Annotated in this window: 15 protein-coding genes and 1 pseudogene; 12 read left to right on the plus strand and 4 right to left on the minus strand. The window is 41.8% G+C overall.

From position 1 onward, the window contains the following. The first annotated feature begins 201 nt into the window (after nt 1-201). The 7 genes from pyrD to rmf all read left to right on the plus strand — a co-directional run bounded on the left by pyrD (nt 202) and on the right by rmf (nt 8,856). Nucleotides 202-1,212 (plus strand): quinone-dependent dihydroorotate dehydrogenase, encoded by a 1,011-nt coding sequence (pyrD, locus tag AB4133_RS19055; protein ID WP_372225372.1) that lies wholly within the window; start codon nt 202-204, stop codon nt 1,210-1,212. 206 nt (nt 1,213-1,418) lie between these two features. Continuing rightward, the gene (locus tag AB4133_RS19060; protein ID WP_017063848.1) at nt 1,419-1,967 is read left to right on the plus strand and encodes a cell division protein ZapC; all 549 of its coding nucleotides are present in this window, start codon (nt 1,419-1,421) and stop codon (nt 1,965-1,967) included. 507 nt (nt 1,968-2,474) lie between these two features. Next, the gene (gene rlmKL, locus AB4133_RS19065; protein ID WP_017059679.1) at nt 2,475-4,595 is read left to right on the plus strand and encodes a bifunctional 23S rRNA (guanine(2069)-N(7))-methyltransferase RlmK/23S rRNA (guanine(2445)-N(2))-methyltransferase RlmL; all 2,121 of its coding nucleotides are present in this window, start codon (nt 2,475-2,477) and stop codon (nt 4,593-4,595) included. Between the two features lie 25 nt (nt 4,596-4,620). Next, entirely contained in the window at nt 4,621-4,881 is a 261-nt protein-coding gene (locus tag AB4133_RS19070; RefSeq protein ID WP_019823251.1) for a glutaredoxin family protein, read from the plus strand. Beyond that, nucleotides 4,859-6,775, plus strand: coding sequence for an ABC transporter ATP-binding protein (locus AB4133_RS19075; protein WP_017068914.1), 1,917 nt, complete (start codon nt 4,859-4,861; stop codon nt 6,773-6,775). Before AB4133_RS19070 ends, AB4133_RS19075 begins: the two co-directional genes overlap by 23 nt. A gap of 9 nt (nt 6,776-6,784) precedes the next feature. Continuing rightward, the gene (locus AB4133_RS19080; RefSeq protein WP_372082593.1) at nt 6,785-8,521 is read left to right on the plus strand and encodes a DUF3466 family protein; all 1,737 of its coding nucleotides are present in this window, start codon (nt 6,785-6,787) and stop codon (nt 8,519-8,521) included. A gap of 161 nt (nt 8,522-8,682) precedes the next feature. Continuing rightward, the gene (rmf, locus tag AB4133_RS19085; RefSeq protein WP_017059676.1) at nt 8,683-8,856 is read left to right on the plus strand and encodes a ribosome modulation factor; all 174 of its coding nucleotides are present in this window, start codon (nt 8,683-8,685) and stop codon (nt 8,854-8,856) included. A 252-nt stretch (nt 8,857-9,108) separates the two neighbouring features. Here rmf and fabA read toward each other — a convergent pair whose 3' ends face one another. Beyond that, nucleotides 9,109-9,624, minus strand: coding sequence for a bifunctional 3-hydroxydecanoyl-ACP dehydratase/trans-2-decenoyl-ACP isomerase (fabA, locus tag AB4133_RS19090; RefSeq protein WP_017059675.1), 516 nt, complete (start codon nt 9,622-9,624; stop codon nt 9,109-9,111). A 70-nt stretch (nt 9,625-9,694) separates the two neighbouring features. Then, nucleotides 9,695-11,347, minus strand: coding sequence for a Lon protease family protein (locus AB4133_RS19095; RefSeq protein WP_017066880.1), 1,653 nt, complete (start codon nt 11,345-11,347; stop codon nt 9,695-9,697). A gap of 189 nt (nt 11,348-11,536) precedes the next feature. On the opposite strand from AB4133_RS19095, the gene matP reads away from it, so the two are divergent. From matP to AB4133_RS19115, 4 genes are all read left to right on the plus strand, one after another. Continuing rightward, nucleotides 11,537-11,992 (plus strand): macrodomain Ter protein MatP, encoded by a 456-nt coding sequence (matP, locus tag AB4133_RS19100; RefSeq protein WP_017068911.1) that lies wholly within the window; start codon nt 11,537-11,539, stop codon nt 11,990-11,992. Nucleotides 11,993-12,015: 23 nt separating this feature from the next. Beyond that, entirely contained in the window at nt 12,016-12,324 is a 309-nt protein-coding gene (locus tag AB4133_RS19105) for a DUF3634 family protein (RefSeq protein WP_017059672.1), read from the plus strand. 105 nt (nt 12,325-12,429) lie between these two features. Beyond that, nucleotides 12,430-12,741: a hypothetical protein gene (locus AB4133_RS19110; RefSeq protein ID WP_017059671.1), complete on the plus strand. Its 312-nt coding sequence runs from the start codon at nt 12,430-12,432 to the stop codon at nt 12,739-12,741. Between the two features lie 144 nt (nt 12,742-12,885). Continuing rightward, entirely contained in the window at nt 12,886-14,106 is a 1,221-nt protein-coding gene (locus AB4133_RS19115; protein WP_065585053.1) for a hypothetical protein, read from the plus strand. Between the two features lie 100 nt (nt 14,107-14,206). Here AB4133_RS19115 and AB4133_RS19120 read toward each other — a convergent pair whose 3' ends face one another. Then, entirely contained in the window at nt 14,207-14,809 is a 603-nt protein-coding gene (locus AB4133_RS19120) for a DUF2971 domain-containing protein (RefSeq protein ID WP_372225377.1), read from the minus strand. A gap of 446 nt (nt 14,810-15,255) precedes the next feature. After that, the gene (locus AB4133_RS19125; protein ID WP_108100428.1) at nt 15,256-15,930 is read right to left on the minus strand and encodes a hypothetical protein; all 675 of its coding nucleotides are present in this window, start codon (nt 15,928-15,930) and stop codon (nt 15,256-15,258) included. Nucleotides 15,931-16,347: 417 nt separating this feature from the next. Here AB4133_RS19125 and AB4133_RS19130 point away from each other — a divergent pair. Beyond that, a pseudogene (locus tag AB4133_RS19130) lies at nt 16,348-16,533 on the plus strand (regulator); the annotation flags it as partial. Nucleotides 16,534-16,542: the final 9 nt, after the last annotated feature.

A 16,542-nucleotide genomic window follows, 5' to 3' on the forward strand; every position in this document is an offset into this window, starting at 1 on the left:
GTGACCTGATGGCTGTACTAAGGTTGAGATTAGAAATGGCTTAATAACTTGAAGAAACGATAACGTTTGCTTAATAATGAAGCTCATTCGTTAGCAAACTTGATTATCTTACCCTTACAGACAGTAATAGATTGAATAGTTGGGTAAATAAGTAAATAATAGCGCCCCGTTTACACGGGGCTTTTTTCTATCGGAGGCACAATGCTTTACCGTCTAGCCAGAACTGGCTTTTTCCAACTTGATGCCGAAAAGGCACATGATCTTGCAATTCAAAATTTCAAGCGCTTCACAGGCACACCTATTGATCTTTTGTATCGCCAACAATTACCTCACCGACCTGTAGAGTGCATGGGTCTTACTTTTAAAAACCCAGTTGGCCTTGCTGCTGGCCTAGATAAAAACGGCGAATGTATTGATGCATTTGGCGCAATGGGTTTTGGTTTCGTAGAAGTAGGAACAGTGACTCCACGTCCGCAAGCGGGTAACGACAAACCTCGTTTATTCCGTCTTGTTGAAGCTGAAGGTATCATCAACCGCATGGGTTTTAACAACCTAGGCGTCGACAACCTTGTTGAGAATGTTAAGAAGTCGAACTACGATGGCATCTTAGGCATTAACATTGGTAAGAATAAAGACACACCAATTGAAAAGGGCGCTGAAGATTACTTGATCTGTATGGAGAAGGTATATCAATACGCTGGTTACATTGCTGTGAACATCTCTTCACCAAACACTCCAGGACTTCGTTCTCTACAATACGGCGAAGCTCTAGACGATCTATTGTCTGAACTTAAAACGAAACAATCTGAACTGGAAGAGAAGCATGGTAAATATGTTCCTCTTGCTCTTAAGATTGCTCCGGATCTAAGCGACGACGAAATTCGCCAAATTTGTGAATCATTGATCAAAAATAAGATCGATGGTGTGATCGCAACAAACACAACATTGGATCGTTCAATCGTTGAAGGTATGAAAGATTGTGATGAAGCGGGTGGCCTAAGTGGACGTCCTGTTCAATCTCGTAGTACTGAAGTAGTTCGTAAACTTCACGAAGAGCTGGGTGACAAACTGCCGATCATTGGAGTAGGTGGTGTTGACTCGTATGTTGCTGCAAAAGAGAAAATGATGGCAGGCGCTAAGCTTGTACAAGTTTACTCTGGTTTCATTTACAAAGGTCCAGGCCTTGTAGGTGACATCGTTAAAAATCTTTAAACGGCAAGACGCTTTTATTTCTGAAAAGCGACAATCTGGCATCGTCTTAATAAAAGAGACACTGTAACTCACTGAGTTGTAGAGAAAAGCGACAAGAAAGAGGAATTCATTTCCTCTTTTTTTTTGCCTATTGCTCAGTAAAATTACTGTAATTGAAGGTAATTTTGCGTTTTACCTAATGGAATGGTTCAACAGTGTGAGACGAAATGATGCTTAAACCTAGCGATACATGGAGTTGGTATTACGATGAGCAGCAATGTTCATTAATGCTAAACCTCGGAGAGGATATGATTTTCAAAACGAATCTGGTCCGCAATAAGCTGGTGGACTGCGCGTTTCGAGATAATGAATTCACCGTTGATGACGCATCTTCATACCAAACCTTCAAAGAACAAATTTCTGGCTTAGAACTGTCTGAGCCTCGTCAAGCTGAATTAGCACTCTATTGTGTGGCAGCAAAGCGTTTCCATAAGCCTGTACAGCCCAAGAGTTGGTTCTTCGACTCACAAGGTACTGGCCATGAATATCCTCAAGAAGGGGATATTGTACAAATGAATAACGAGCATAGCTTAGGGTATTTCATTGTATTAGAAGTGGGAGAGTGTGCGAGCCTATGTGCATTTGTTGACCTAGAAGAGTTCTTGTTAACGCCTTCAAAAGGACTGCGATTTGGAGACTCAATCAAGGTGATGCACGATAGAATGGTAGACGCGAACGCTATCCTTCATCAGACACACATAGCGATGGTAGGTTAACCTCTAATCTAGCACATCATTTCAACCACGCATCGCAGCACACAAACGTATAAACCTTCCTCAGAATCGGCTCATTAGCCGATTTTTTTGTGCCTAAAAAACCTCATCCTGATAAATACATCACGGCTTAACCATTTAAATAGTGAACTTACGACTATTTTTTCACCTTAATTTCTGCCCGTTTTCATCGCCAGAAGAGTAAATCTACCGTCTTTATTCCCTGTTTTTGGTCTTTTGTAGTTAAATTTCATCCATAAATCTCATTTGGTATATACCAGTTTTGAGGTGAATATAAATTCACATTGCTACTTTGGTTAATAAGTGGTCAGAAATGAAGTTGGTTTGATAAGTCTTATGTTCTAAGGGGATGTGGGTAAGCGATCGCTTCAACACTGCGCGTTTGCTAGCCAGTTAGAAGAAAGATTCAATGAAAAGACGAGTTTAGTGTGATGCTCTAGTAACAAATTCAGGTATAATCGAGCTCATTTTTATCAATAAAAGAACACTATGAATCAATATCTAGCGGTTACCTCAAATGGCCTTGAGAATTTATTAGTTGAAGAACTAACCCAACTAGGGATTACAAACGCAAAACCTGTTCAAGCAGGTGTTAAATTCAAAGCCACCAATGAGCAAATTTATCGTTGTTGTTTGTGGAGCCGTTTGGCTTCTCGATTTGTACGTGTCCTTTCTGAATTCACTTGTATGGACGACATGGATTTGTACCTATCAACCACTGCGGTTAACTGGGTAAATCAATTCCATAGCTCTAAGCGTTTTGTTGTTGACTTCAATGGTACGAACAACGAAATCCGTAATAGCCAATACGGTGCGATGAAAGTAAAAGATGCCGTTGTTGATTGCTTTGAGAAGAAGTCTTTACCTCGTCCTTCTATTAGCAAAGAGAACCCAGACATTCGTATCCACGTTCGTTTACACCGTGATAAAGCGATTCTTGGTGTTGATATGGTGGGTAGCGGTCTTCACCAACGTGGCTACCGTCCAGAATCAGGTCGTGCTCCGCTGCGTGAAACACTAGCTGCTGCAATCCTTCTTCGTAGTGGTTGGGACGCAACTAAGCCTTTCCTAGATCCAATGTGTGGTTCAGGTACGTTAGTGATTGAAGCGGCGATGATGGCTGCAAACATGGCTCCAGGTGTTAAACGTCAGAAGTGGTGTTTTGAATCACTAGAAGATTTCGAACCAGAGCTATGGGCTGAAGTGAAAGCTGAAGCGAACGTTCAAGGTCGTCGTGGTGTTAAGAAAGTGGAATGTAAGTTCTATGGCTACGACAATGATGAACGTATGATCAAAACTGCGCGTGACAATGCTCGTCGTGCCGGTGTTGAAGAGTTGATTGAATTCGAAGTAGGCGATGCTGCAAAGCTTAAGCGTCCTACAGAGTTTACTGATGGTGTGATTGTTTCTAACCCGCCTTACGGTGAACGTCTTGGTACCGAGCCGGGTCTTATTGCACTTTACACAGCATTCGGTGCACAGCTTAAAGCTGAATTTGGTGGCTGTAACGCATCTATCTTCTCTAGCTCAGACGAGCTACTAAGCTGCTTACGCATGCGTGCAGATAAACAGTTCAAGTTGAACAACGGTGCGTTACCGTGTCACCAAAAGAACTACTCAATTTCAGATCGTCCGATGTCAGAGCGTCCATCAGGCGAGCAAGAACAATTGATTGCACCTGATTTCGCGAACCGTCTTAAAAAGAACATCGGTAAAATTGGCAAGTGGGCTAAGAAAGAGCAATTAGATTGCTACCGTATCTACGACGCTGACCTACCAGAATACAATGTAGCGATTGATGTATACCCAGGTCACCTTGTGATTCAAGAATACGCAGCGCCTAAAGATGTACCGGAAGAGAAGGCAAAACGTCGCTTAACCGATATCATCCGTGCTTCTATTCAAGTAACAGGCGTAGAAGCAAACAACGTTGTGCTTAAAGTTCGTCAGAAACAGAAAGGCCGTTCTCAATACCAGAAATTGGCTCAAGACTCATCGAACTTAGAAGTGAACGAGTATGGCGTTAAGCTGATTGTTAATCTTCATGATTACCTAGATACCGGGTTGTTCCTAGATCATAAGATCACTCGTCGTCGTATCGGTGAGATGGCCGCAGGTAAGGATTTCCTAAACTTGTTTGCTTATACAGGAAGTGCATCTGTTCATGCTGCTGTGGGTGGTGCTCGTTCTACAACTACTGTTGATATGTCTAATACCTACCTAGAGTGGGCGAAAGAGAACATGGAGCTTAACGGTCGTGTTGGTCGTCAACATCAGTTTGTTCAAGCTGACTGTCTACAATGGCTAGCTAAAGAGCAGGGTTCTTATGATCTGATCTTTATCGATCCACCTACGTTCTCTAACTCAAAGCGTATGGATCAATCTTTCGATGTTCAACGTGATCACATTCAGCTGATGGAAAACCTTAAACGTCTTCTTCGTGAAGAAGGCACGATTGTGTTCTCTAACAACAAGCGTCACTTCAAAATGGACTTGGAAGCTCTAGATGAGTTAGGTCTTAAGGCTCAGAATATCTCAGCGAAGACACTTCCATTGGACTTCTCTCGCAATAAGCACATTCATAACTGCTGGTTGATTACACATAAATAGTTAAGAGATCGTATAAGGATATATAGTGCTGACTCTCTACAGTACAGAAGGGTGCCATCTATGTGAGATGGCATTCCAACTCACGGAACAGTTAAACATTAGCCATCACGTCAACGTTGTTGACATTGCATTTGATGATGAGCTCTTTTCCCGTTACGGGGTCACTATTCCGGTGCTCAAATTTGAAAGCTCTGACCTTTCTCAAAGCTCAGAGCTTAACTGGCCATTTGGCTTGTTAGAACTTAATGATTGGTTAAAGAAGAATGGCATTACTTACAATTCATAATGGGCAATTAGCGTTTGGTGATCACCCATTATTAGATCGTGCGGACTTCGTGCTGCAAGAAAACGAACGTGTATGTTTAGTAGGGCGCAATGGCGCTGGTAAGTCGACATTGATGAAAATCCTATCTGGAAACATCATCATGGACGACGGTAAGATGCAAATCACGCAAGATGTGGTTGTGTCTCGTCTAGAACAAGATCCACCGCGTAATGAACAAGGTACAGTTTATGACTATGTTGCTGGTGGCCTTGCTGAAATCGGCGAACAGCTGAAGATCTATCATGATCTTCTGGATCTCATCGCGACAGACCCAAGTGAAAAGAATCTAAACCGCCTTACTCGCGTTCAAGAACAACTGGATCATGCTAATGCATGGCGTTTTGAAGATCGTGTAAGTAACGTATTGGCAGCACTTAAGCTGACTGCTGAAACCAAACTGACAGATTTGTCTGGTGGTTGGCAACGTAAAGCGGCACTTGCTCGTGCGCTTGTATGTGACCCTGACGTGCTTCTACTCGACGAACCGACTAACCACTTGGATGTTGCAACCATTGAATGGTTAGAGGGCTTCCTGAAAGACTTCCGCGGTTCAATCATCTTTATCTCGCATGACCGTGCGTTCATTAAATCGATGGCAACACGTATTGTCGATCTTGATCGCGGTAAATTGAGCTCTTTCCCGGGCGATTACGAAAATTACCTTGTTGAGAAAGAAGAGGCGCTTCGTGTTGAAGAAATGCAAAACGCTGAATTCGATAAGAAGCTTGCTCAAGAGGAAGTTTGGATTCGTCAGGGCATCAAAGCTCGTCGTACTCGTAACGAAGGCCGTGTTCGTGCGCTTAAGAAGCTACGTGAAGAACGTTTGAACCGTCGTGAAGTGCAGGGCAAAGCGATTATCCAAATCGACGATGGCCAGCGTTCAGGCAAGATTGTATTTGAAGCTGAGAATCTTAACTTTGGCTTTGAAGGCAAAGAAATTGTTAAGGACTTCAGCTTCAACATCATGCGTGGCGATCGTATCGCTCTGATTGGTCCTAACGGTTGTGGTAAGAGTACGGTACTTAAGCTGCTTCTTGACCAGCTTAAGCCTGATTCAGGTCGTTTGCATTGTGGTACTAAGCTTGAAGTCGCTTACTTTGACCAATACCGCGAAATTCTAGACCCTGAGAAGTCTGTAATTGATAACCTCGCGGATGGTAAGCAAGAAGTGACCGTAGGTGGCCGTGAGCGTCATGCTCTAAGCTACTTACAAGATTTCTTATTCTCTCCAAAACGTGCTCGCACTCCTGTTAAAGCACTATCTGGTGGTGAGAAAAACCGTCTGTTATTGGCGCGTATTTTCCTTAAGTCGAACAACTTGTTGATTCTCGATGAGCCAACCAACGATCTAGATATCGAAACTTTGGAACTTTTAGAAGATTTGCTTGCCAACTATCAGGGTACGCTGCTTTTAGTGAGTCACGATCGTCAGTTTGTTGATAACACAGTGATGACAAGTTGGATCTTTGAGGGTAATGGCGTTATTGAAGAATTTGTTGGTGGTTACCACGATGCTCAGCAGCAAAGAAAGCAAGCATTAGAGTACCGACAGGTTGAAAAGCCATCAAAGCCTGAGAAAGTAGTTGAGGAAACTCCCAAAACTGCGCCAGTTAAGGCTAAACCTAAGAAGTTATCGTATAAGCTACAACGAGAACTAGAAGCGCTTCCAATGCGTTTAGAAGAATTGGAAACTCAAATTGAAACTCTTCAGGAAGAAGTCAACGATCCAAGCTTCTTTTCAAAATCTGTAGAGCAGACACAACCAGTATTAGATAAGCTATCTGCAGCAGAGCAGGAGCTTGAAGTTGCTTTTGAGCGCTGGGAAGAGCTCGAGGCACTACAACAGGAAAGTTAAGAAGTAATAATGACTTGTACTAAATTTAAATTAACAACAGTTGCAGCATTAGTTTTTGCTGCAACTAATGCCAATGCTGCGCTTTACAAGGTCGTTGAAGTCACTCCTTCAATTACAGGTGCCTCTGAAATCTATGGTGTGGCGATTCAACCTGGTGTTGCGACAGACGGAACGAATGAGCTTGCGTTAGGTTGCTTCGATTCAGCTGCAACCAACTGTACCGATAGTGCATTTAAACTTGCTGGTGAGACTCGCGATACGCTTGAAGCGGTAAGTTATCGTGAAGAAGTACCATTCGCAATGGATGCACCATTTCAGTACATTCAAGAGCGTGATGATTTCGAAAACTATTGTTATCGAGAGCTGAGATATTCTACATGTGAAAGTTGGGCTGAAAACCGTTGGAATGACACTTGGAGTAAGGAAAGAAATGACCTTACTCATGTCAATGCGAAAGCCTTTGTTGAAGGTGGCGAAACCTTTGATAGCCGCAATACGGTAATTAACTCGCTTTATATAAACGATGCCGATGAAGTTGAGCCTTTGGGGGTTAAATCTGAAGGTGGTATTCGTAATAACGCGATGTTCACAACTACACCAAATGGGCCAACAGGCACTTCGGAAACTCGTGCATGGCACGCTATCAAAGCAAGTAACGACAAAGTTTACAATGTAGGTAGTGTATCTACGGAAGGAGCTAAAACGGATACGTCAGATACAACGTTTAGTTCAAAGGCGGCTATTTGGGATGGCACAATAACGAAAGAGATCGACTGGATTAGATCTGGTAACGCTCAACAGGGCGATTATTTTGCCCAAGGCAGCATGCGTTCAATTGTTGAATCGGACTCTCTTTTTTATGGTGTAGGCTATAATACTGCTGATGGAAACGGCGATCTACAAGATATGAATGCAAGTGTCTTTGTGAGTACTTCACTCGATCTCGCTACGGCAACGTGGACAACTACACAAATTAGCGGTGCAGAGGTTAAGTCTGGTTCATCTAACGATGATGCTAGATACAGTAACTCAGTAGCAACCGATATTAACGACAACTTGTTTGCAGTTGGATATTCAAAACGTAACGGTTATGTTCCTGAAAATGGTAGTGCCGGTAATAAGCCTTTTATTGTAACGGATGCTAAAAACCCAACAGCAACGTATTTGTCTGGCGGTATCTTCTTCAGTGGCTCAAGCGGTGAAGCTAAAGCGGTAAATAATTACAATGAACTTGTTGGCCAGATCGATGCGGAAACGACGCGTGAAGTCGATGGCAGCGAAAGAAGACATAGAGGCTTTATTTACCCTTACGATCTCCCGTCTTCAACTGATGAACGCCGTGTTGATATTTTTGGTGGTAAAGCATGGTGGTTAGATGACTTAACAAATGATGGTGATGCGTCTAGTCACAATAACCAATTTAGAATCATTGATGCGACGGATATCAATGATGCTGGCGTGATTTCAGCAACGGCTATCAAATGTACAGTCGACGGTAATGATAAGCCTTATGACACAACATCACACAACTCATACTGTGGTGGTGCCTCATCTAACGCAGTCGAAAAGGTTGTAGCTGTTAAGCTTATCCCAATCAAGGGAGCAAGGTATGACACTGGCTCTGACATTGATAGCGTAGTAACTCGTAGCACCGACACCGAGAAAGTTGAGCGCCAAGGTGGTAGCCTAGGTTGGTTAACTTTGACTGTGCTTGGTCTATTAGGGTTCCGCAGAAAATTTAAATAATTTTATCTCTTGAGCCCGAGTTCACAATTCTGAACTCGGGCTTTTTTTCGCCTTGAGAAAAGTGAAAATTTGACCGATTCTTAAAGTTGGAGTCACAAAAACTCCGTAAAGTTGTAATCATTGTATGTTAGTAAATGGAACACCCGTATGAGGACTGCACTATGAAGAGACAAAAGCGTGATCGACTAGAACGAGCACAATCTCAAGGCTACAAGGCTGGTTTAAATGGACGGTCGCAAGAAGCTTGCCCATATAGCCAAATGGATTCTCGGTCTTATTGGTTAGGTGGATGGCGTGACGCCAAAGATGACAAGCAATCAGGTCTCTATAAGTAGATAGGGCGTAAAGAATTCAAGGTCAGGGCTCCATTGTCTGTTGATTACAACGGCTGGAGCCTTGTTAGTTTCAGACGAGTGATAAGCTCCCCAGAGCTATAAAGTATTATAGTTTCGCTATCATAAGCGTATCGCTGGTGGATTTATCCTGTTTCAAGCTTAATACGGGATACTTTAATGCACTATAACTAAATTTATTGGAACGAAAATAAAGCAGCCATGGGCTGCTTTACTAAAAATCTAACTATTAGATTAGAATGCTGACGTATCTTGGAAAAGGCCAACTTTCAAATCTTTAGCAACGTAGATCTCTTTACCATCAACAAGTACGCGACCATCCGCAAGGCCCATAACTAGACGACGGTTAACAACACGCTTCATGTGGATCTCGTAAGTTACTTTTTTCGCTGTAGGCAGAATTTGACCAGTGAATTTCACTTCGCCAACCCCTAGAGCACGACCTTTACCTTCGCCGCCAACCCAACCAAGGTAGAAACCAACCAGCTGCCACATTGCGTCAAGGCCTAGACAACCAGGCATTACAGGGTCACCTGGGAAGTGACAATCGAAGAACCATAGGTCAGGAGTAATATCCAGCTCAGCAAGAACTAAACCTTTACCGTAATCACCTTCAGTTTCAGACATCTTAGTGATGCGATCCATCATTAGCATGTTCGGTGCTGGTAGTTGAGGGCCTTGTGGCCATAGTTCGCCTTGGCTTGATGCTAGAAGCTCTTCGCGAGTGTAAGAATCACGTTTGTTTTGCATTATCAATTACTCCGATTTTTGATAGGTGCATATTAGTGAACAGGTGTACGCTAAACAAGTCCGATCAGTACTAGACAAACCAGTTTTTAATGCGTCCAACGATTCCAATAGGGTGCTCATGTCTTTCAAAGTTTTCAATACGTTCCGCGATTTTACTCAGAACGCTTTCTTGTTCATCGTCTCTAAATGGTTTGTTCATAATGAGAGGAATTGCTTCGTCTACATTAGACACAGACCAAATATGGAATTCTTCATTCTTAATGCTTTCAATAAGGTCAGGCTTTAGTGCAAGATGCCTTAAGTTCGATCTTGGAAGGATCACACCTTGTTCGCCTGTTAAGCCGTTGTGCTTACACACATGGTAGAAGCCTTCGATTTTCTCGTTTAGCCCGCCAACAGCTTGCACACGTCCAAATTGGTCAACTGCACCTGTAACCGCAATTTGTTGATTGATAGGGTATTCAGACAAAGCACTAACCAGAGAACACAACTCCGCAAGAGAAGCACTATCGCCATCTACTTCGCAGTAAGACTGCTCAAATACTACGGAAGCTGCGTATGGTAATGGATCTTCAAGGTTTAGTGCGCTGCTCACAAATGCTTGCATGATCATCATGCCTTTAGCATGAAGATTACCACCCAGCTCGGCTTTGCGCTCAACATCGGCAATATCACCATCACCAAAGTGAATAACACAGGAAATTCGTGCAGGTTCACCATACGATATTGGGTGTCCCGGTACATCGATGACCGTCAATCCATTAACTTGACCAACTTGTTCACCTTCAGTTTCGATAATGACTTGGCCATCACGAATATCATCAAGGGCGCGTTCTGGTAGATAAGATTCACGGTTGTATTTGTGCTGTTGAGCTTGCTGGATATGGTGAATATCAATCTCACCATTGTCGGCTTCAATCAAAGCTTCGTTCAATAACGCGTTGTGCCAAATAGGGCACAGTGGGATATAGCTTTGATCTTCGGTTTCTCTTGCTCCGGCAGTAAGAATGCCAGTCAACGCTTGTTGCGTGATGTTTGGTAATTCATAGCGTTGTTGAAGCCACTTAAGGTAACCAAGATATTGAGTCAGAGTGTCTTCTGAGAGCTTAATGTCCTGTTCAATTTCGCTGAATAGGCAAAAACCGGTTTGAATATCGCTGTCTAGGTAATCAAGGTCACCTAGTTGAGCTCTGTCTCCAACTACAATTAACTTAATATTGTAAGTAAGAGGTAAGGTTGGCGACTGATTCAAGTGTTCAGGGTTACTGCTGATAGGCTCTACAGCTTCACCAAGCAGCGCAGATTTAAGCAGTAACCAGCTTCCTGGGTTTGCCAAGATCAGGTTTGCTGAAACGATCAGATAACCGTTGTTTGCTCTAGCCAGTAGGCCAGGTTTTGTCGCAATAACCTTACCGTCTTTCGATTGAACTTGGTCAAATAGAGAGGCAGCATTTAAAGACTCAGTTTTGATAACCGGCAGAGTGTGATCATCTAAAGCAGTGACTAGAGATTCAACAATCATTTGACGATAGATTGAATTGTCCGGAGCATTTACCAGTAAAACGCGCGAAAGGTTAGACAAGCGAACAAAGCGGGTTAGCGCATCTTTGAATCTATGTTGAATATCTGAAAACGGGAAAGGCGAGATGTCAGGGAATTGCTCTAATTGAGCGCTATATTCGTCGTACTGAGGCGTAACATGTCGCCAATCTACTTGAGTCATTTAAGTTTCTGATTATGATAATGAGGTAGGGAGTATATAGAAAAACCGATCTCGCTTGTAGCTCTATGTTGTAGTTACTAATCACTAAGCTAATATAAGTATGATCTTGGTCTATTCTTTCAAGACAATAATTGTTAAATAGCCTATTTTGGGTTACGCTGTCACTAGGATTAACTTTCGAGATTAGACATGAAATATCAGCAACTTGAAAACTTGGAATGTGGTTGGAAATGGAACTATCTGGTCAAAAAATGGAAAGAAGGCGAGTCGATCACCTGCCACATAGATTCAAGTGAATCTGACGTTGCTGTTAAAGCCTTATTGAAGCTTGAACACCAACCTACAGGTGTCCTTGAGTGGATATCTAACAACATGTCTCCTGAGCTCGATAACAAGCTTAAACAAGCGATCAGAGCTAAGCGAAAACGCCACTTCAATGCTGAACAAGTTCATACAAAGAAGAAATCAATCGACCTTGATTACCGTGTATGGGAAAAGCTATCTCAACGTGCGAACGAGCTAGGTTGTACGCTCTCAGATGCCATCGAGTATTTGGTTAGCGAAGCGTCTCGTAGTGAGCAGGCCAGCAAGACGGTGACTAGCCTCAAAGAAGACTTAAGCAAGCTCCTTTCTGACGATAAATAACCATCAACAGTAGTGGTGACATTATGATGTACGTAATCTTAATCGGTGCGGTATTAGTTTTTTGGTTAGTAGCAGTCGATCGACCGGTATTGAAAATTAAATTTAGCGACGGGGCGATCGAACAAGTTAAAGGGCATCTTCCACCGAGCTTTAAGCACAACCTTCAAGAGATTGGTCATAACAATACCTTTAAAGGCGAGCTAAAAGTGTATGCAAAACGTTCTGGTTACAATCTCAAGTTCACTAAAGATGTTCCTAAAAACGTACAGCAACGTATTCGTAACGTGTTCCCGCATAATGGTTTTAAGTCTAAAGGCTCAAAGAAAGCGTAATCGTTGAGAGTTACGCGTTAGTTGGCCAATCCTCATACTAAGTTAATCCTTCATTTCTCTTAAATCTCCGCATACTGTTCTCACCCTCAACAAAGAGAGAGCAGTATGAGATATCTAGTATTACTATTATGTTTTTTATCCCCAGTCGCTTTTCCCGACGATGCATTGGTTAATCCTGTAGCTAAAAAGATAAAAGTCACCGTCATGAAAGGGCTCAACAAGAGTAATGTTGATTTCGAGGGTTATTGCGATCTGATGATTGAGATGAAGCACTCTAAAGGTTATGCAAGAATCAAAAAGGTGAGAACGTCTGGAGATAGTAAAGTTTGCAAGCAGGCGAAAAAACACCTACCGACGAAGAAAAGGTTCAAATACAGCTTTCCAGAAAAGTATATCCGGCTACATATCACACACTAGCCACTCTCAACGCACTATAACTAAATATCCTTAATTTTATTGAAACAATTTCGTGAACCAATCTCTAATTTCTATTAATATTAGTTTTGTTATAAAGGCAGGATATGCCGATACAAGAGCATTTACGGCAAAGGAAAGTCACGGTTGTTGTTAGCAAATAAAAGTTATACCCCTGAAGTAGTTGAGATCTCAAGGAAGGTCTCAATCAATGTTGAAGCTCGCTTTAATCGATGGTTAATCTCACCTGAATATAAGCTCGCACAATCTACAGTAGACACGTTACTAAGTTTGGAAAATAGGTATTGTGATAGTGTCATATTTGATGAATCTGACCGCATATCTCACAATCAACGTATTTTATTGCGCTGCGAGCAGGATAGAGTCAATGCTCATCGTGAAAAAGTCGACGCGAAGCAACAAACCTTACGATACGTTATCGATGATGTCAGCAATGCCGCTTCTGCGCTAATGCTTGAGAAGCTTCAAGGTACCTTAATAAGTTCGTTGTTTTCAGACTTACCCGATTACAATCAGTTCGCTAGTGTTGCGTATTCGCCATCTTTAAACTTTTCCAAACTCCATGAAATATCCGCGAAAAGTAGGCCATTGAGCTCAAGTTTAATCGAGTTTGTTTCCAATCAAGAGTTTGCAGATAAATATGGAAAGAAATCTAAGGTAATTCTCGATCCAAAAGTTGCAGCACGACAAATAGGAATAGAAAATTGTCGTTTATTGTTCCCATTGTTAATGAGTCAACAGCTGATTAAGTGGAATGATGGCAACATTAAACACATCACACCTAAGGTTTGGCAACACTTGGTCGTGACGTCAAATGCGACTCGAATTCGACTTCAAGAAACGTCGGTTAAAGATCCTAACGTAGGCATTTTACTTGGTGTGTTGAGAGTTCTGCCTTTGTTTTTAATTTGTAACCACTTTTCTTCAACGTTTGAAGACGCATTGGTAAAAACGATGCTTGGTTATCGTGAAGCAAGTGACAAGCATGACGAATATTATGCTTGTACTGAGGTGATGCCAAACACACAGTTTCTTGAATCAATGGTCGAGCAGCTAGAGCTTAAGCTACTAAAAAACCTCGTTGAATTTATAGATTGGAGCCCTGGAAATCAGTTCATCAAGAGGGCACTTCTAGAGGAAGTGAATGACATTCCAGTACTTGAGCGAACGGTTTATGGTGCAGCTTTGGCTCAAGGTAGAAAATATTCTGTTTTCGAGGCGTTAGATAATAGTGAACTATTTAACGTTAAGCACCGACCTTATTGGTTTTCAACTGTTCAAATGTCTATCGCGACGATTGAGCAGATGCAAGATAAAGTACTGGGAAAGCTTACGGTGAACATGTAATAAAAAGAGAGAGTCTCATTAATGTCGCTCTCTTTTTTGTTGCGCTGTAACTTTATGTGAATGTCTTGTTTTGGCGCTAAACAGTAGGATTACACTCTACTTAACTGACCACTTCGAAGGTAAACGACTCTTGCTTTGCTATTGCGTGTTTAACAGGGATACCAAGGCGCTGGCAAGTCATCAGAACTTTCAATTTCTTGTCGGCAGGAGCGTGCTCTGACAGAATCACCGAGCTTAGGCACTCTCTATTAAGGTAGAGTTTATTTCCGATCATCTCGTCATCAGGTAATACCCAGCGGTATTCCTTTTCATAACGCCAATTAGAATGCTTAATTTTGAATATCTCAGCTCCCAGTCTTGATGTTTGTAAACCTCTTAGCGATGCCGGGCGGAACATATTCGGTTCGTCTTCATACTGGACTTCAAAACAGTTGAGATTGGCCTCGCCGTTATAGCAGTTGAGATCATACTCGATACACATGCCTTTAAAGTTGTCACCATACTGCGACCATAGTATTGGGTGGTCGTTCGACTGAGAGAAACACATGATCTTAAAGTTTTGTTGAAGCTCTTTGTTGAATACGTGGTTAGATTCAAAAGGGTTATTAAAAGTTTTAGCGTAATCAAACCACAACGAACACTCGGAAATAGATTGTATGTTTCTGTCGTGGAGCGATCTGAACTTATAAAGTTTAGGCAACATATCAAACACCTAGTTTACAAAATTGCCTGATGTTAACACTTTAATTTATTTTTAAGGATTGAATGCATAGCATTTGATTGCTTAATCACCAAATTTATTCATATAACTGTTTGATAGATCAAAATTTAAACACGAAATAGTAGCCTGTTAAAGTGGTTTATTTTGCATAAAGGCTAAGCTTTCAAGTTGTAGCTTTTTAGGAAGATACAACGTAACTTGTTGGATTGCTCGGAAGTTTTAACAACTCCTTCTTGAGGCTGAAACTAGCTACAGCCCAGAAAGGCCAAAAATTGATGGCATACGGCCTTACCAATGAGAGTGCGATAGTGTGTTTAACGCTTTATCTAGCGATGACGTAAGTCGATTGGTCTGACACGTCTGTTGATGCAATGCCGAAGTGCGCTAACGGACAATTGATTTAGGTGTCAGTGTTTTATCTGAAGATATTAATGCCACAGCGTTTGCCCTTTTAAGTGTGAAGGATCACGCGGTAACTTACGTAATGTGAATTCATCTCTGAGATAAGATTTAGCGAAGTTCTTTCGCTTCTTTCCCAATGCTGGCAAGTCGCCTAACACTTTAACAATACCTTTAACTTCCAGTGAATCAAAACTATAGCCTTGATCAAGAAGGAGCTCCAATACTGGATAGAGCTTTTTATATACCCGAGTTGCTTCAGCTTTTGAATCTCGTCTTACTTTTCTCTTCGCCTGCAATGAATCGAGTAGAGAGAGCCTTCCCAACATGCCAAGTATATTGGATACATTAATTATGACGTTCGTAACGTAGATACTTAGAACGAGTTCGATGCAAAAGATAACGTAGTACTCAGTAATAAATATTTGGTCACTGTACAGGATGACCGGGTAAACATTCTCTAAGATCGTCATGCCAACAAAACTAACACCGATCAAGATTCGATAATTAGAACTGATAACGTCCACATTAGTGAATCGTAAGAACAAACAAATAATGGCAACGTATGTGATAAACGCAGAAACAAAGGAGATGACTTGCTCACCAGTACTCGCCACCATTAGGTCAACATTAAAGAAAGTAGATCCAATGATTAGTAGTGCGCATAAGATAATTGCTTGCTTTTGGTCATTGTTTGTTTGCAAAATTTTGGCTCCGATTTAATACAGCGACGGAGTATAGATGAAACTTGCAACTACTTTTATATCATTGATTTAAAATGGTTATTTTGACTGCCTGATTGGTGGTATTGATTGGTTCATTGAATCGAGAAACCGTGTTTTTGATAGGACTCGTTCTTTGCTACATAAAAATAAATGCTCATACCAACTCTATCAGGAGGGCTTAAGCTAACTTGACGGCCACAAACGTCCATTGTAATAAGCATCCGGATAATTCCTAAGCAGACCAATATAGGTAAGCTTAGGAGGACATTTTAATCTAGCTCAAAAGTGACATTACTATCTGGGGCTTACAGTCTAAGTGCGTATTATGTCTGATTATGTTTAATGGTGCATATCTTATAAATGTAGTACAACCTCTTGTATTTAGAGGTTTTATCATTGAAGTATCGCGAAATGAGTAAGAATTACATTTTTCGAGAGTTAGAGTGCCAAATGACCAAGGAAGAGGTTGCTGAACTCTGTTTTAAATCTGTGAGAACGGTCACAGGTTGGGATGAGGGGAACCCAATACCGCCGGAGTGTAAAAGGCTCATGAGAATGGCCAAAGGTCGGGATGTAGTGGTACGCTGAATT

This window comes from Vibrio sp. 10N.286.52.F8, assembly GCF_041468745.1.
Classification (GTDB): domain Bacteria; phylum Pseudomonadota; class Gammaproteobacteria; order Enterobacterales; family Vibrionaceae; genus Vibrio; species Vibrio crassostreae_C.